Origin of the sequence: Variovorax sp. KBS0712 (assembly GCF_006323185.2) — a bacterium.
Classification (GTDB): Bacteria; Pseudomonadota; Gammaproteobacteria; order Burkholderiales; family Burkholderiaceae_C; genus Variovorax; species Variovorax boronicumulans.
On sequence record NZ_VCCD02000005.1, the window covers coordinates 217,394 to 234,364 of the forward strand.

Here is a 16,971-nt window from a genome sequence, read left to right on the forward strand (position 1 = left end):
AGGGTCACTGCAGGGGCTGAAGCTCGTACTGCGTGTCGCTGCGGTCGCCCTCGGCCTCACGGGTGGTGATGAAGCTGTCCCAGCCGAGGTGGCTGCCGCCGCTGTCGCTGAGCTGCACGGCGGCGACTTCTTCGCGCGCCAGGATCAGGCGCACTTCGTATTCGCAGGTCACGCCGGCCAGCAGCGCGAGCATTTTTTCGAGCGCCTTCGCATGCGCGCGGCCCGGAAAGAACTCGCGCAGCGCACTGCGCTTGAGCGGACCGATCCACAGGCGGATGCGCAGGTCGCGCTGCCAGATGCGCTCGCCCGCCATCGCGTTCTGACCCAGGCTCACGTTGCCCTCGCCCAGCCTGGAGCGCTGCTGCACGGGCATGTCGTACCACTTGCCGAGGAACTGCTCGATGCGGATGTGGCTGCGGAAGTAATCGGACAGCACGCGCTGCAGGTACGCCGCCGACATCGGCCGGTGGCGCACCGCGGCGGCGTAGCCGGCCACGGTCTCGTCGAACACGGTGCCCGTGCCGTCGGTCAGCGGGTCGCGCTGGGCCGTGTGCTCCAGCCCGGCCATCGACAGCAGCACCGGCAGGTAGGCACGGCTGCGTTCGTGCTCGTAGTGCAGCGGCAGGCGGTACTTGCGCCACGCGGCATAGAAGAGCGCGGCGGCGCGGTTGCTGAACACGTCGAGAAAGGCGCGCGCCGAGCTGTCGCGCAGATGCTGCTCGCGGCGCATCAGCATCTCGGTGTAGACGATGGGCAACGCGCCCGACACGCCCAGCATGCCGAAGGAGGCGGGCGTGAGCTCGATGCGGCTCAGGCCGTGTTCGTCCTCGGTGGGCAGTGGCGGCTCGCACAGCTGCGCGCCCGACATCAGCTCGCCCACGGCATCGCGCACCGCCAGCGCCTCGATCTCGCTGGGCGGGAAGTTCAGGCTCGTGGAGCTGCGAAAGCGCACCCAGCGCGGCACCATGCGCTCGCCGGGCACCAGGCGCTGGTGCACGTCGCACTCCTGCCGCTTGAGCAGCATGAGCTCGATCAGCCGCACCGCCTGGAAAAACTCGAAGCGGTAGGGTTCGCGCAGCAGCCTTTCGGCTACAGGAGGATCGATTCGCCGCTGCGGGGCTTGCATCGCACCAGCTCCTCCTTGTCGCGCGCCGAAACGATCACCAGCTGGGTGAAGCTGTTCAGGTGCACATAGAGACCGAAGAAATGGTCCATCACGCGAGCAAAGGCCTGCAGGCTGCTGCCCACGAAGCCGGTCTCGTCGACCGTGAGCTTGAGCTCGATGCCGCGCACGAAGGTCGCGAAGGGCTTGCCCGGCAACCACTGGGTGGTGGCCTGCTGCTCGATCGCGGTGATGGCCTCGATCTGCCGCGCCGACACGGCCGAGCGGCCCAGGTCGTACAGCCGCAGCATTTCCTTCAATGCCGGCAGCCCGCTGGTGGCCAGCGACAGGTGGTTGAGCGACAGGTGCGACACCAGCCGCCACTGCACGCCCTTGCCGCGCGGCATGCGCAGCGTCTGCGTCGGGCGGCGCAGCATGCGGATCGAGCGCGCCACCGAGTTGCCCTCGATGAACAGGTCGCCGCCGGGCAGGCCGAAGGCCAGCGAATGCGGCAGGTCGCGGTTGGTGCAGGTGAGGTCGATGCTCAGCGTTTCGGTCTGCGGCAGCGAGGGCTGGAAGTCGATGTCGACGATCGAAAGCTCGGTCTCGTAGCCCGGGCTGCGCTGCGCCACGAGTTCGTTGCGCCGCGCGAACCAGTAGTGCTCGGCCTCCTTCGGATGCTCGCCGTGGTGCAACGAGTAGAAGGGCCGGAACTCGATGTAGGCGTCGCCCTCGGCGGTCTGCTTCACGAGCTTGACCGAGTCGATGCTGTAGACCTCGAAGCCGAAGGCGCGGCGCGCATCGGCCACCACCGGGTACGCGGCGGCGGCGTGCGTGACGCGGATCGGGTCGCTGCGCTGCTTGAAGAGGTTGATGACGGGCGTGCAGCCCAGGCGCAGGTTGCGGCTGGACACGCCCTCGAGCAGCCGCGCCGTGGGCGAATCGGCGCGCACGCCGGTCATCACCAGGTGCAGCGTGATCGAGCGGCACGAGCCGATGTGGCGCAGCGCGTTCGCCAGGTCGATGTCGACGAAGTTGAACTTCTCGGGGAACGCGAAGTACTCGCTGAGCAGGCGGTAGGCCGGGTGCGAGCGCGCCGGCAGTTCGATGAGCGCGTCGGCCTCCTCGAAGCCGACGGGGTGCAGCGCCTCACCCTGCACCAGCGTCCACTTGCCGCTGCGCTCGGGCTCCACGAAGACGGCGGCAGTCTTCAAAAAGATGGCGTCGGCCAGCGCCGTGGCCAGCGAGGGCTCGGCGTCGATGAAGGTGCGCAGGCGCGCCAGCGTGAGCGCCAGGGTGCCGAGCGACTTCTGCTCGCCGGTGGCCTCGAGCGTGACCGAGAGGCAGCCCGTGGCGTTGCGCGGCAGCGAGGCCTGCGCGGGCGCATTGACCACCGAGTGGTAGACCACGTTCGACACCTGCACCGCCGCCAGCGTGACGTCGTACACGCTGCGAAAACGGCAGGCGCCGCCGCGCACCGGCTGCGAGGTGAGCTCGGTCCCGCGCGCGATGGTGACGGGCTTGCTGAGCTTGGCGAGCGCCGCGCCGCCGGCGTCGAACTGCGCGATGGAGCACGACGGAAAGGGCCGCAGGTAGTGCGGGTACATCACCTCGAGCAGCGCTTCGGTGAGCTCGGGGTAGTCGTCGTCGAGCTTCTTGCTGATGCGGGCCGTGAGCAGCGCGAACGACTGGATCATGCGTTCGACGTGCGGGTCTTCGCTGGCGTCGGCCGAGATGGCCAGGCGCGCGGCGATCTTCGGGTAGCCCTTGGCGAACTCCTGCGAGTAGCCGCGCAGGAAGGCCAGCTCGCGTTCGTAGAAGGGCAGCAACTCGTCCATGGTGTGCGTCGTGTGCGCGGATCGTGGCGCTAGGCGTACCGGCTCTTGCCGGTGCCGCGGGTGATGGAGTACTGCAGCGTCGTGGGCTGCAGCATGGCGTCGAAGTTCACCGGCTCGGCCAGCTCCGGCAGCACGAGCAGGGCGGTGATTCCGAAATAGAGCATGTGGGTGCTGGCCTGGCCGTCGACCTCGAGCGACACCGAGACATCGCGCAGGCGCGACTCGTGGCGCGCGATGGCCTGCTCCAGCGAGCGGCAGATGAACGAGCGGTCGTAGTGGCTGGCCAGGCTCAGGCCCGAGAAATCGCTCAGGCCGTAGGTCATGACGGAACGCCGGCACTCGGGGTAGGCCTGGAGCTTGGCGTCGTCGAAGACCATGCGCGTGTTGAGCAGGGATTCGAGGTCGCGTGCGACCACGTTCTTGACCTCGTCAAGCGACAAGTGCCGCAGCACCGGCGAAGCCGGCCCGCGCCAGTCGTCATCGAACAGCTTGTCGAGCAGGCCCGGTTCGAATCCTGTCATGGGTCACTCCCTGTCTCTCGCGTCGGACAACGGGCAAGGCGCCGCGCGAGGGGCGCGGCGCCAAAAAGAAACCGCGGCCTGCGCCGCGGTCGTCATTGCCCGACTGGCGTCAGACCGAGTAGGTCTTGTCGTTCTTCGTGAGGCTCCAGGCGCCTTGCGAGTTGCCGCCCTGGTTGCCGCCGATCTTCTGCTGCGTGTACTTCCACTGCACGGCGGCGTACTTCAGCGAGAAGGTCTCGCTCGGCACGCTGGCCACGTCGGTGCTCACGACCTTCGGGTTCACGCTGGCGATCAGCACGTACTTGAGCTTGATCTCCATGTACTGCACGCGCTTGCCTTCGCCGTCGGCACGGTAGAACTGCACCGTGACTTCGTCGAAGGTGGTGCCGCCCGACGCGTGCTGGTACAGCAGCGGGCTGACGACGTCCATGTCCTTCGTGAAGATCATCTCGCCGTGCTCGCAGCGCTCGGCGGTGTGGCCGCCGGCGGTCGACGCGGTGGCCGAGCGCGGTTGCACGATGCTGTGCTGCCACGAGCTGACTTCGATCCAGTCCTTGTGGTCCTTGTCCTGCGACTCGCCGTTGATGGCCGGGCTGCCGAACTTGACGTAGATATCTTTCATGTTTCTTCCCCTTCTTGATTGATTGATTACTGACAGTTAACGTGTTGCAGCACGGCCCCTCGGCCGCGCACCCGATCTGCCTCCTTACTTATTCACTGACTTCGGCAGATCGGCGACCAAGCGCAGTGAAATAGACAGTTCATCCAGCTGGAAGTGCGGGCGCAGGAACGCGACCGCGCGGTACACGCCGGGCCGCCCGGGCACTTCGCCGACCTGGATGGCGGCTTCGCGCAGCGGGAACTGGGCCTTCTGTTCCTGCGTCGCGTTGTCGTCGAGCAGCACGTACTGCGCGATCCAGCGGTTCAGGAACTGTTCGACGTTGTGCGCCGAGGCAAAGCTGCCGATCTTGTCGCGCATCATGGCCTTGAGGTAGTGCGCGATGCGCGACACCGAGAAGATGTACTGCAGCTGCGCCGAGAGCACCGCGTTGGCGTTGGCGCTGTCGGTGTTGTACTTCTTGGCCTTCTGCAGCGACTGCGCGCCGAAGAACGCCGCGTAGTCGGAGTTCTTGCAGTGCACGAGCGGAATGAAGCCCAGGTCGCTGAGCTCCTTTTCGCGCCGGTCGGTGATGGCGATCTCGGTCGGGCACTTCAGGGCGATCTCGCCCTCGTCGGTCTTGAAGGTGTGCGTGGGCAGGTCTTCGACCAGTCCGCCGCCTTCGACACCGCGGATGGCCGCGCACCAGCCGAAGTCGTCGAACGCGGCCGTCAGGCGCGTGGCGAAGGCCCAGGCGGCGTTGCACCAGAGGTACTTGGCGTGGTCGGTGCCGTCGACGTCTTCGACGAAGTTGAAGCTGTCGACCACCGTGCCTTCGCGCGGGTGGTAGGGCAGGCGCCCGAGGAAGCGCGGCAGCGTGAGGCCGACATAGCGCGAGTCTTCCGAATCGCGGAACGACTTCCACTTGGCGTACTCGACGGTGTCGAACACCTTGGCCATGTCGCGCGGCTTGCCCAGGTCGGCAAAGCTTTCCAGGCCCAGCAGCTCGGGCGAGGCCGCGCCGATGAAGGGCGCGTGCGCGGCGGCCGCCACGTGCGCCATCTGGTCCAGGAAGTACATGTCTTCGGGCTGGCGCGTGACGTCGAAGTCGCCCACCAGCGCGCCGAACGGCGCGCCGCCGAAGGTGCCGAACTCTTCTTCGTAGACCTTCTTGAACATCGCGCTCTGGTCGAACTCGACGGCGGCCTTGAAGTCGCGGATCAGGTCGCGCTTGGTGGCGTTGATGACCTTGATCTTGAGCATGGTGCCGGTCGGCGTTTCCTTGACCAGGTACTCCAGGCCGCGCCAGGTGCTCTCCAGCTTCTGGAACTCGGGCGCGTGCATCACGGCGCTGAGCTGGGCGGAGATGAGCGCGTCCAGGTCGGCCACGCGCGCGTCGATCATGGCCGACACGTTGTCGGAGACGATCACCGAGCCTTCGAGGACCTGGCTGACGAGTTCGCCGATGAGGTCCTTGGTGCGCGTGTGTTCCACGTCGGACTTGGCGACCTTGCTCTTCTCGACGATCTGGTCGAGCAGGTCGACCGAGACTTCAGACGAGGCGACACCACTCGATGCCGAAAGTGCTTGCGCGGTCATGTTCAGCTTTCGTCCTTCTTGCCGGCGCTCTGTCCCAGGCGCTGGAGTTGCTCGGTGTTGTTCAGCACGTCGGCCAGCAGGTCTTCGAGCTTGCTGTTGCCGGCCATCTTGTTGCGCAGGTCGGCCAGCTTGGTGCGCGCGTCGAGCAGGCGCTTGAGCGGCTCGATCTGCTCGACGACGGCTTCGGGCGAGAAGGCGTCCATCGAGTTGAAGGTGAGGTCGACACCGAAGCTGCCGCCGCGCCCGTCCAGCTTGTTCGGCACCTGGAAGGCGGCACGCGGGGCCACGCCCTTCATGACGTCGTCCATGTTGTCGCGGTCGATGTTGACGAACTTGCGGTCCTTGAGCTTGGGCTGCTCGACCTCGGACTGGCCCGCCAGGTCGGCGATCACGCCGACGACGAAAGGCAATTCCTTTTTCTCGATGGCGTCACCGAGTTCCACGTCGTACGTGAGTTGCACGCGCGGCGGGCGCACTTTTTGGAGACGCTTCTGCACGCTCTGTCTTTTGGTCGCCATAAGCTTCAATACCTTCGCAATAGGACTGAGAAACGAATTAAAAAGTTGTACGACCCATTTTCAGATCGCACGCTCATTCGTTAACACATTGGTTTAAAAACCAATTCAAAAACCGGACAATTACTTGAGCGCGTCAAATGGATTGCCGCCACCCGCGCGCGGGGCGGGCGCGGCAGGTGCCGGGCGCGGCGCGGCGACCGGGGCGGGCCGTGCGGCGGCGACCGGGGTCGGCGCGGCGGACGATGACGACGAGGGCGCGGGTGCCGGGCTGGGGCCGCGGCGCGGCGCGTGGGCGCCGGCTTGGCTTCGGGGCCGGCGGGCACCAGGACCGACAGGCCCAGGGTTTCGCGCAGCAGGGCGGCCAGGCGGTAGGCGTCGGCGTTGGCGTCGCCGCTCAGGCTGCTGTCCTTGCCCAGGTCCTCGATGGAGCGGGCCGCCAGGCGCAGGCCGCCCACGGCGGTGATGCTCTTGGCCTGCCGGCTGGAGGGGTCGCGGCGCAGCGACTCCTCGGCGGCCGAGATGGCCAGGCTGTAGCGGCCTTCGTTGAAGTAGATCTGCGCGATGCGCGACCACGGCTCACCGCGGGTCGGGTTGTCGGTGGCGAGTTGCTGGTACTGGCGGATGACGGGCGCCTTGTCGCCGGTGGCGGCTGCCGCGGCGGCATCGACCTCGGCCAGGCTCTTGTTGTAGGCCGCGGTGGCCTGCGCAACGGCCGCGTCCGGCGTGGTGGTACAGGCCGACAAAAAGACGGTGCTCGCAATGGCACCGGCAATCATCGTGCGCGACATGATTTTTCGAATCGACACATTCCCCCCTGATCTGACTTTTTAGCAGGCCGCAATCATTCATTAAATTGCGACCGTTGACAATAACAATACACGATACTACAGCCGCGTGGATGGCAAATGACGGGGGCGGATTAATGCTAATTTCCTAATCGAAAGTCATTTTCGAAATCGGTTAATCCTATTTGGTCCATCGAAATATTGTTACGGCTCGCTTTTAATGAAAATATTAATTACATCTGGCGCGCTGCTGGCCGCGTTGATGCTCGGCGGGTGCAGCTCGCCGGCGCTCACGATCGCCAACATCGCGCTCGAGGCGAGCGGACTGAAGAAGCCCGAGCTGCCCGAGTCGCAAAAGCCCCCGCGCAAGGTGACGATGTCGATCGCCGCGGGCAAGAACCTCAACGCCGACGGCCGCAACCGCCCGCTGTCCGTGGTGATGCGCATCTACAAGCTGAAGGAAACGACGGGCTTCTACCAGTCGTCCTTCGACGCCTTCGTCACGCCGGGGCGCGACAAGACGCAGCTGGGCGACGACCTCGTCGAGAGCCGCGAGATCACGCTCATTCCCGACCAGCAATACACCTGGACCGAGATGGTTCCGCGCAGCGCCAACGCGGTGGCCGTGGTGGTGCTGTTCCACTCGCCCGATGCACAGCGCTGGCGCTTCGCCTTCAACGCCGCGGACGCCGAGAAGACCGGCATCGTGATGGGCGCGCATGCCTGCGCGCTCACCGTCACGACAGGCGCGGTGGTGGGCCAGCAGAACGCACAAGGCGCCGCCCCCACGGGCGCGCTCAACCTGTTGGGGCCGGTAACTTGCCGGCCCTCGCCCGCCTGAACTGCACCGACGGCGGGCCTGTCCGAGTCGACACGACGATGCGATACATTCAAAAAAAATTGTGGGGAGTTGATCCGACGTGAGCTATGCAGCCAAGGTCCTCTGGGGAGAGGGCTTGTTTCTACGCCCCCAGCATTTCCAGCGCCAAGACGCGTACCACGAGGCGCGCCTGCGCGCCACGGCGCAGACGCTGCATCCGTACTTCTGGGGCGTGCGCTCCATCAGCTTCGACCTCGATGCGCTGGCCAGCGGCATGCTGCGCGCCTCGCAGCTGTCGCTGGTGTTCCCCGACGGCGAGCCCTACGCGGCACCGCAGGCCGACGCGCTGCCCCCGCCCATCTCGCTGGACACGCTGAGCCCGGGCCAGAACGAGATCACCTTCTACCTGGTGCTGCACCCGGTGAAGGAGCTCGGCAAGAACTACACCGACCCCAACGAAGAAGGCTTTGCCGCGCGCTACACCAGCGACGCGACGCAGTCGCTCGACCTGTACACCAACGCCGTGAGCGCCGAGGTGGTGTTCCTGCGCAAGAGCGTGAAGCTGCTGGCCGACACCGAGCCGCGCGAGCAGTTCGTGTCGATCCCGGTGATCCGCATCCGCCGCACCGCCGCGGGCGGCTTCGAGATCGACCGCAGCTTCGTGCCGCCGTGCACCAGCATCGACGCCTCGCCCACCGTGTTCCAGCAGCTGCGCCGCCTGCTCGACGTGCTGCAGGCCAAGGTCAATTCGCTGTACGGCATTCACCGCGAGCCGAGCAAGAACATCATCGAGTTCCGCTCGGGCGACATCGCCTCGTTCTGGCTGCTGCACACGGCCAACTCGGCGTTCGCCTCGCTCTCGCACCTGTTCCATCACCCGTCGCTGCACCCGGAGCGGCTGTTCCAGGAACTGCTGAGCCTGGCCGGCGCGCTGATGACGTTCGCCAAGACCTACTCGCTGAACGACCTGCCGGTGTACGACCACGAGAAGCCCGGCCCGGCCTTCGCCGAGCTCGACCGCATCGTGCGCGACCTGCTCGACACCGTCATCTCCACGCGCTACTTCGCCATTGCGCTCACCGAGACGCGCAATGCCTTCTACCTGGGGCGCCTGGACTCCGGCAAGATCGACGAGAAGACCGTGTTCTACATGTCGGTCACCGCCAGCATGCCGGCCGCCGAGCTGGCCGAGGTGGTGCCGCAGCGCTTCAAGATCGGCGCGCCCGAAGACGTCGACAAGCTGGTGCTCTCGGCCATGCCGGGCGTGCGCATCGTCTACGCGCCGCAGGTGCCGCCGGCCATTCCGATCCGCGCGGGCGCCTGCTACTTCTCCATCGACAGCAAGAGCCAGCTGTACGACCGCATGCTGCAGGCGCAGAGCGTCACCATCTACGCGCCGGCCGGCATCCCCGACATGCAACTCGAACTGATCGCCGTGACCGGCTGATCACCCGCCCGATCGTATGAACACCACCACCCTCAACAAGGCCCCTTCCCTGCTGGGTGCCGATGCGCCGCCCGCCTCGTTCACGCCGGCCGGCGTGGCGCCCGACGCCGACTCCAGCCTGCTCGACCTGCTGTACGACGGCTTCGTGATGCTGTTCCTGCTGAAGAAGAAGCAGCAGCCGGCCACCACCGAGCAGTTCCTCACGGGCATCCGCAACTACCTGGGCGAGTTCGAACGCAACGCGCGCAAGCTCGACGCCACGGCCGAGCAGATCCACGCGGCCAAGTACGCCTTCTGCGCCACCGTCGACGAGTTCGTGCTCTCGGCGCCCGAGTTCGCCATCCGCTCCGAATGGGAGCGCCGGCCGCTGCAGCTCACGCTGTTCGGCGACCAGCTGGCCGGCGAGAACTTCTTCAACATGCTCGAGGTCGAGCGGGCCCACGGCGCCGCGCGCATCCAGACGCTCGAGGTGTTCTACATGTGCCTGCTGCTGGGCTTCCAGGGCAAGTACGCCATCGACGGCACCGAGAAGCTGGCCTACCTCACGGCCCGCGTGGGCGACGAGATCGCCAACGCGCGCGGCAAGCGCACGCCCTTCGCGCCGCACTGGCCGCTGCCCGACCTCATCTCGCATTCGCTCAAGCGCGAGGCGCCGCAGTGGGTGGTGGCCGCGCTGTTCGCGCTCATCGGGCTGCTGGGCTTCATCGGCCTGTCGGCGCACCTGGGCAGCACCACGCAGGGTGCGCTCGCGAGCTACCAGGACATCGTGAAGCTCGGCCCGCGCCAGGCCAACCTGACGATCTCGCTGCCATGACCACGGCCGCGACGAACCGCCTCGACCTCGCGGCCCTGCTGGCCCCGATCTCGGAGGCCAAGCCCTGCGGCGAGGACATGCTGTTCTCGCGCGAGTTCGACGCCATCCAGGAAGCGCGCAAGCACGACGACCCTTCGCTCGAACAGGGCGAATGGGTCATCGAACTGAAGGAAGCCAACTGGCCCTTCGTGATTGCCGAGTGCGAGAAGCTGCTGCGCGCGTCCACCAAAGATTTGCGACTGGGCGTGTGGCTCACCGATGCGCTGGCCAGCCAGCGCGGCTTCGAGGGGCTGGCCGACGGCTACCGCCTGCTCAGCGGCCTGTGCCGCCAGTACTGGGACGAGCTGCATCCGCAGCCCGAGGGCGGCGATATCGAGATGCGCATCGGCACCGTCACCTGGCTGATCTCGCGCTCGGTCGAGCTGCTGCAGCGCGCGCCCATCGTGAGCGACGGCCACACCGGCCACAGCGCGCTGGTCTGGGAGACCGCGCTGGCGCTCGACCAGGCCATCCGCCGCACGCCGGCGCAGGCCGACGAGCTGCAGCGCAACAAGGTGACGCTCGAGCAGTTCGACCGCCTGCGCCGCGCCACGCCCGCGAAGTTCCTGCAGAAGGCGCACCGCGACGTGCAGGCCTGCGAGCAGGCGCTGGCCGAGTTCGAGGCCGTGTTCGACGAACGCACCGCCTCCAACGGCCCGAGCTTTCGCGCCGCGAAGGACGCGGCCGCGGCCATCCGCCAGGCCGTCGAGCGCTTCGCGCGCGAGGCCGGCGTGCCGATCGACAACGGCGCGGCGCCGCAAGCCACCGCCGCTGCACCGGCCGCCAGCGCACCGGCTGCCCCGACCCGCATCGAACCTGTCTTCGACGCCGCCATGCCCCATTCATCTCCCACCTACCACGCGGCGGTGCATGTGCCCGCCGCGCTGCCACCCGGCATCCACAGCCGCGCGCAGGCCATCGCGCAGCTCAAGGAAGTGGCGGCGTATTTCGAGCAGACCGAGCCCTCGAGCCCGGCCGCCTACATGGCGAACAAGGCCGCGCGCTGGGCCGACATGCCGCTGCATGCCTGGCTGCGCAACGTGATCAAGAACGAGCAAGAGCTGGCCCAGTTGGTGGACCTGCTCGACCTGCCCAAGGGCGACGACGAGTCGCGCTGACTTCGCGCCTTCGCGCTGAGTGAAAGAAGAAAGGCCCGCGTTGCGGGCCTTTCTTCTTTAGCGTCCGACCCGGAACTCGATGCGCCGGTTGCGCGAACGCCCCTCGTCGGTCGCGTTGCTCGCCACCGGCTGGTCCGGGCCCACGCCCGAGGTCGTGAGCGTCATCGGGTCGATGCCCTTGCCCACCAGGTAGCCCTTGACCGATTCGGCGCGCGACTGGCTCAGCGCCAGGTTCGACGCGCGGTTGCCGGCGTTGTCGGTGTGGCCCACCACCGCCACCGACTTGTTGGTGAGCTTCTGCAGGATCGGCGCCATCTCGTCGAGGATGGCGCGGCCCTTGCCCGTGAGCGTGGCGCTGCCCAGCTCGAACTCGATGGTGCGGTTGCCCAGCACCTGGTCGACCGCGATCTGCTCCGACGCGGGCACGCGCAGGCTGTTCTTGATGGTGTAGGTCGGGTTGAGCGAGTTCGCCATGTCGCTCACGATCTTCTGGCGCAGCGCCTCGTTGCCGACCTCGCCGCTGAGCGCCATCTGCGTGCCCTCGATCTGGAGCTGGCCGCGGTGGATGTCCTTGAGCGAGGGCGTGATCAGCCGCTGCACGTTGGCGCTCCAGTTGGCCGGCATGCTGACGGTGTTCACCACCTCGATCTTGTCGATCACGCCGCTGGGCCCGTAGACGCGGCGCAGCGCCTCGATGACGGCGATGCGCGTGGCTTCGTCGGGCACCTGCCCGCCGGCCACGACCGGCTCGCCCTTGCCGACGGCCGCGGGCGTGGTCTCGACGCGGGCGGCGGTGGCGCCCGCCGCGGGTGGTTGTTGAGGTTGCTGGGCCTGCACGGCCGGCACGAGCGCGAGCCCGCAGGCCATGGACAGCACGAGAACGCGCAAAGAACAATTCATGACCGTGTCATTCCCCGATGAAGACTTCGCGAAAGGCGGTGAGCACGATGTCCAGCGGCAGCTGCGGCTGGTCGAGGTAGCTCACCAGCTTGAACATCGCGTAGTTGCTGTGGATGGTGTCCTCGACCCACTCCGGGTTGTCGATGTCGATGTTGTGCTCGGTGTAGACCTGCGGATGCAGCACGCTTTGCAGACTGCGCGGCGACAGGCCGTTGAAGCCGATCACCAGCCGCGAGCGGCCGTCGATCTCGGTGACCAGCAGCACCAGCTCGAAGTCGGCCTTGGCCAGGAACTGCGACACCATCTCGAGCCAGAAGGTGGCGATCAGCGAGCGGTCGACCGGGTCGCGCGGCAGCGGCAACGTGAGCCCCTTTTCCAGGTGCGACACGGCGCTGGCCATCACCGGTTGCAGCAGCAAACCCAGTGCCAGGATGGCGCGGCGCAGCGACACCTTGTGGCCGTCGAAGTTGAGCATCTGCTCGATGCGCAGCAGGCTGGTGTCGCGCGTGAAGGCGGCATAGGTGGCGCGCGAGGCCGACTTCTTGAAGCCGGTCTCGATGGCCGGATCGATGGCCTCGAACTTCTTCAGCTCGTTGTCCAGGTCAGTGCCGGCCGCCAGCGACTGCACCTGCACCGCCATGCGGTCCCAGTAGGGGCCGATGAGCATCGGCGCGCCGCGCATGAAGTCGAGCGCCTCGTCCACGTCCACCGAGGTGGCCGCCAGGAACGGGTAGCGGCGCGACGACTCGTCGCGGCTGGGGCGCACGTGCCCCGCAATGGCCACGCGGCTGCGCGAGCCCAGGCACACGAAGTGCATCGGCGCCGCGTTGTCGTAGATCAGCTTCCAGCGCGGGTCTTCCGACAGCATCTCCATGGTCTGAGACAGCCAGTGGTCGAACACCTTGATGAGCTGCGGGTTGTACAGGCCCTTCACGAAGTCGCCGCGTCCGGGCAACTTGCCGAAGTAGCACAGCTGTTGTGGCGCGCTCATTTGCCTGCTCCCCCTGCCTGCACCGGCGCCTGGGCCGGTGCCTGAACCGCTGCGGGTGCTGCTGCGCGCGGCACGCCGATCTCCGCGACCGTCGACGGCAGCACCGTGCCGCGCAGGCCCTTGCCCTGCGGCGAATCGCCACCCGAACCGGCCGACTGCGTGTTCTGGATCACGCGCAGCTTGACGGTCACGCTCGCGTTGTCGCGCGCCCATGTGAGCTCGAAGCTGCCGTCGGGCAACTTGGTGCGCTGCGCCGTGCTCAGCAGGCGCTCCAGGCCGAAGTTGCCCGGCTCGTTGATCAGCTCGACCGTGCGCCCGTCGAAGGTGACGGCGGTGATCTTCGCGCCCGGCGTGCCCTGGGCGTTGGGCCAGACGAAGTTGGACCACTGCGGCGGCGTGTTGCGGTAGCGCAGCTGCTGGCCGTCGATTTCCACCATGTATTCCGTCAGGCCCGACACAGGCTGCGGCAGGATCTGGAACAGCGTCTGCGGCTGCGCGCTGCCGCCGGCCCCGGCCGCGGCACCGCCCGACAGCGGCGCCACCCACTGCGCGAAGCCGTTCACGAAGTCGGGGCTCAGCGTGAGGCCCTGGTCGCCCCAGGCGCGCGGCGACAAGAGGTCGCCGCGGCGGATCACCAGCGAGCCCAGCGTGGTCGTCACGAACTTGCCGATGGCGCCTTCAGGTCCGAAGAACTGCGCGATTTCCGCCGGCGAGGCCTCGATCTTCGCGCTCGCCGAGAACGGGTACTTGGTGGCCAGCGACTGCTGGAAGGGCTGGTGCACCTGCGCGCTCCAGATCTTGTTGACCTCCACCGCCGTCGGCTGCACCGTCACCGCGTAGGCCTGCAGCAGCGGGCGCACCAGCAGCGGGCGCAGTGCCTGGCGCTGCGCGGCGTCCATGCCGGTGAGCATCTGCTCGTCGACGTACTTGAGCGCATCGGCCAGCTCGGAGCCGTTGCCTTCCAGCGTCTGCTGCATGAGCTGGCGCGCGCCCGGACCGGGATCGCCCTGGTTCTTGATCTGGTTGAAGCGCCCGCGCAACTTCGACAGCGTGCCCAGGTAGCCGCGCAGCAGCGAGGTGTTGTCGCGCTCGACCACCAGGCGCGCCACGCCCGCGAACTCGCGCCCGATCGGGCCCATCGGGATTTCCGTGGCGCCGCCGTTGAGGTCGACGTTCACGTTCACCTGCGACGGCGTGGCGCGGCTGAAGAGGCGCTTGAACCAGTTGAAGGCCCCGGTGCGCGCCTGCTGCAGGCCGGCATTGACCAGCGAGGGGTTGTCCCACGAAGTCTGGTCGTACACCGTGTCGAAGACCTTGCGGATCGGCGAGTTCTGCGGATCGCCGAGCTGGTTCATCGCCACCACGGCCTGCTCGAAGCTGCCCATGTCCTTCACCGCGATGCCCTGCAGGAAGCGCTGCCACTCCTTGGCGTACTCCAGCTTGTACATGGTGGCCAGCGTCTTGCGGATCTGCTCCGGGCTGCCTTCGAGCGTCAGGTCGTCGTTGCCGGCGACGTTGAGCACCCAGTCCTTGCTCGAGGTTTCCTTGTTGGCGGCGTCGCGGATCGCGTCGTCCACGTACTGCTGCCAGGCCTCGCGCGTGAACGCGCCCGAGATGGCGACGCTGCCGGCAAGGGTGCCTTCGGCTTCGGCGCTGCTGGCCGTGGCCCCGAGGATGCGCGCCACGGTCATCGGCGCGAAGCGCGTGGAGGCGCGCGCCTTGATCTCGGCGTACACGCGTTCGCGCGCCGGCATGCCGCGCACCACGCGGCGCAGGTTGTCGCGCGTCTGTTCGACCAGCGCCAGGTTGGTGTCGGCCAGCGCGGGCCAGTTGTCGTCGCCCACGCGGCGCAGGTAGAAGGTGATCATGCGCTCGGCGTCACGGATGACCGCCGCGCGCGGCATGTCGCCGCGGTTGCTCTCGAGCCAGCCGCGCCAGAAGCGCGAGATCTGGTCGGTGAGGTGCGCCGTTTCCACCTGCCGCTTGTCGGACAGCATGAGGTAGGTCTTGAGCGCGTTGTAGGCGTCCTGCACATCGGCCGGCGAGGAGCCGGCATACAGGCCGCCGCCTTCCGGCACTGCGGCGGGTGCCGTGGTGGTCGTGGCACCGGCGACCGGCAGCGGCGCGGGCGATGCGCCGCCCGTCAGTGCGGCCACCGCGTCGGCGCGCTTCAGGCGGTCGGGGTGCGCATTGACCTCGCGCAGGAAGGCCTGCAGGTTGTCCGACACCGGCGCAAGCATGAGCTGCTTCACGCCACCGTAGTACTCGGCCACGAGCTTGTCTTCGAGCTGGTTGCCCTGGTACAGGCCCAGCGACAGCGACAGCGGCCGGTCGTTGCGGAATTTCTCGAGCTGCTCGATGCGGTCCTGCAGGATGCCCAGCGCCTCGAAGCGCGTGCGCAGGCCGTTGTCGCTGGCCTGCAGCTTGACCACCTTGTCCAGGTCGGCCTGCACGTTCTCCACCAGCTGCCGGTTGCCGAGGTACGACCAGGTCCAGCCGCCCAGCAACAGGCCCAGCACGGCGACGAAGGCGAAGAAGCTCACGTAGCGCACGCGCGCCTTCACGGGGCTGGAGAACTGCCGCACCGTCTTCTTGTCGGCAAAGATCACCTTGGAGAACAGGTCGCGCAGGAAGAACCCGTTCTGCGAATAGATTTCCTTCGACTTGGTGGCCGCATTGCTCAGCGTGAGCCCGAAGCGCTTGGCGATGCGCTCGGTCGACAGGCTGCGCATCGTGCCTTCCTGCAAGGCGCTGGTGAAGTAAAAGCCGCGGAACACCGGTTTGTGCTGGAAGGGGTTGCTCTCGAACAGCGTGGCCAGGAAGGCGCGCAGCGCGGGCTTGATGGCCGCGAACTCGAGCGGGAAGATCAACAGCTCGGGCGACGGGTCGCTGCTGCGGTGGTTCGCGAAGTGCGAAACGCTGATTTCCTTCAGGCCCATGTAGAGCTCGTCGAAGCGCTTGTCGAACAGCGCCACGGCGTCCTGCTTCTCGTCGCCGTCGTAGGGCAGCGAGGCGCCCCACACACGGTCGCGCTCCATCTTGTCGCTGTCGCCGAAGAATTCTGCAAAGCCGGTGATCAGGTCGGCCTTGGTGAACATCACGTACACCGGCGCGAACACCTCGAGCCGCTCGGTGAGTTCCTGCATGCGCTGGCGCAGGTTCTTCGCGAGCTGGATCGCGAAGTCGGGCCGGCTGCCGATCAGCTCGGGAATGCTGGCCGTGATGATGATCCCGTTGATGGGCGCCTTCGGCCGGTACTTCTTGAGCAGGTCCAGGAAGCCGAACCACTCCTTGCGGTCTTCCTGGTGAATCGAGTAACGCCCCGCCGTGTCGAGCACGATGCCTTCGGTGGTGAAGAACCAGTCGCAGTTGCGCGTGCCGCCGATGCCCTGAATCACCGCGTTGCCCTTGTCGGCGAACGGGAACTGCAGGCCCGAGTTCAGGATGGCGCTGCTCTTGCCCGCCGCCGGGTTGCCGATGACCATGTACCAGGGCAGCTCGTACAGCGCCTCGCTGCCCGACATCTGCCCGATCTTCGAGGTCTTGATGGTCTTGACGGCCTCGACCATGCGCCCGCGCAGCTCGTCGATCTCGGCCTTGCGCTCGGGGTCGCTGTCGCGCACAGCGGCGTCGGCCTGGTCCTCGAGCATGTCGCCGAGCTTGCGGTTGGCCGCGCGCGTGCGCATGCGCCGCACGAACCACACCAGCAGCCACAACAACAGCAGCACCACGAAGATGCCGACGGCCCAGATCGCGCCGACTTCGAGCGTCTGCGCCCCGAGCAGCAGGAACGCGCCGAGCGCGATGGCGCCGATCACCGACAAGGTGCGCGGATCGGCCAGGAAACTGAAGAATCGCCGCATAGAAGTTTCTGGAATCGG

General features: G+C 67.1%; 14 protein-coding genes. 4 read left to right on the top strand and 10 right to left on the bottom strand.

The genetic code is table 11. The features are described 5' to 3' along the window. Positions 1–4: 4 nt before the first annotated feature. From tssG to FFI97_RS33735, 7 genes are all read right to left on the bottom strand, one after another. Positions 5–1,126: a type VI secretion system baseplate subunit TssG gene (tssG, locus tag FFI97_RS31710; RefSeq protein WP_139700648.1), complete on the bottom strand. Its 1,122-nt coding sequence runs from the start codon at positions 1,124–1,126 to the stop codon at positions 5–7. Further along, positions 1,090–2,940 (bottom strand): type VI secretion system baseplate subunit TssF, encoded by a 1,851-nt coding sequence (gene tssF / locus FFI97_RS31715; RefSeq protein ID WP_070062961.1) that lies wholly within the window; start codon positions 2,938–2,940, stop codon positions 1,090–1,092. Before tssF ends, tssG begins: the two co-directional genes overlap by 37 nt. 29 nt (positions 2,941–2,969) lie before the next feature. Beyond that, the gene (tssE, locus tag FFI97_RS31720; protein WP_062474770.1) at positions 2,970–3,461 is read right to left on the bottom strand and encodes a type VI secretion system baseplate subunit TssE; all 492 of its coding nucleotides are present in this window, start codon (positions 3,459–3,461) and stop codon (positions 2,970–2,972) included. 109 nt (positions 3,462–3,570) lie between these two features. Continuing rightward, positions 3,571–4,083, bottom strand: a complete 513-nt coding sequence (locus tag FFI97_RS31725; RefSeq protein WP_062474768.1) for an Hcp family type VI secretion system effector — start codon at positions 4,081–4,083, stop codon at positions 3,571–3,573. Positions 4,084–4,167: 84 nt separating this feature from the next. Then, positions 4,168–5,658, bottom strand: coding sequence for a type VI secretion system contractile sheath large subunit (gene tssC / locus FFI97_RS31730; protein ID WP_139700650.1), 1,491 nt, complete (start codon positions 5,656–5,658; stop codon positions 4,168–4,170). 2 nt (positions 5,659–5,660) lie between these two features. Next, entirely contained in the window at positions 5,661–6,176 is a 516-nt protein-coding gene (gene tssB / locus FFI97_RS31735) for a type VI secretion system contractile sheath small subunit (protein ID WP_070062960.1), read from the bottom strand. 80 nt (positions 6,177–6,256) lie between these two features. Further along, entirely contained in the window at positions 6,257–6,964 is a 708-nt protein-coding gene (locus FFI97_RS33735; RefSeq protein ID WP_260685243.1) for a lipopolysaccharide assembly protein LapB, read from the bottom strand. A 217-nt stretch (positions 6,965–7,181) separates the two neighbouring features. On the opposite strand from FFI97_RS33735, the gene tssJ reads away from it, so the two are divergent. The 4 genes from tssJ to tssA all read left to right on the top strand — a co-directional run bounded on the left by tssJ (position 7,182) and on the right by tssA (position 11,199). Next, entirely contained in the window at positions 7,182–7,802 is a 621-nt protein-coding gene (gene tssJ / locus FFI97_RS31745) for a type VI secretion system lipoprotein TssJ (RefSeq protein ID WP_062481131.1), read from the top strand. A gap of 79 nt (positions 7,803–7,881) precedes the next feature. Then, positions 7,882–9,228, top strand: a complete 1,347-nt coding sequence (gene tssK / locus FFI97_RS31750; protein WP_062481129.1) for a type VI secretion system baseplate subunit TssK — start codon at positions 7,882–7,884, stop codon at positions 9,226–9,228. A gap of 16 nt (positions 9,229–9,244) precedes the next feature. Beyond that, positions 9,245–10,042 carry a type IVB secretion system protein IcmH/DotU gene (gene icmH / locus FFI97_RS31755; protein ID WP_062481127.1) on the top strand — a complete coding sequence of 266 codons (798 nt, stop codon included), beginning with the start codon at positions 9,245–9,247 and terminating at the stop codon, positions 10,040–10,042. Next, the gene (gene tssA / locus FFI97_RS31760; RefSeq protein WP_139700652.1) at positions 10,039–11,199 is read left to right on the top strand and encodes a type VI secretion system protein TssA; all 1,161 of its coding nucleotides are present in this window, start codon (positions 10,039–10,041) and stop codon (positions 11,197–11,199) included. The genes icmH and tssA overlap by 4 nt, the downstream gene beginning before the upstream one ends. Before the next feature lie 57 nt (positions 11,200–11,256). On the opposite strand, the gene FFI97_RS31765 is transcribed toward tssA, so the two are convergent. From FFI97_RS31765 to tssM, 3 genes are read right to left on the bottom strand one after another with little or no spacing between them, the layout of a single operon-like run. After that, positions 11,257–12,099, bottom strand: a complete 843-nt coding sequence (locus FFI97_RS31765) for an OmpA family protein (RefSeq protein WP_139700654.1) — start codon at positions 12,097–12,099, stop codon at positions 11,257–11,259. 7 nt (positions 12,100–12,106) lie between these two features. Next, positions 12,107–13,090: a type VI secretion system-associated protein TagF gene (gene tagF, locus FFI97_RS31770; protein ID WP_095950376.1), complete on the bottom strand. Its 984-nt coding sequence runs from the start codon at positions 13,088–13,090 to the stop codon at positions 12,107–12,109. Beyond that, a complete protein-coding gene (gene tssM, locus FFI97_RS31775) occupies positions 13,087–16,953 on the bottom strand; it encodes a type VI secretion system membrane subunit TssM (protein ID WP_095950375.1) in 3,867 nt (1,288 codons plus the stop codon). The genes tagF and tssM overlap by 4 nt, the downstream gene beginning before the upstream one ends. Between the last annotated feature and the right edge of the window lie 18 nt (positions 16,954–16,971).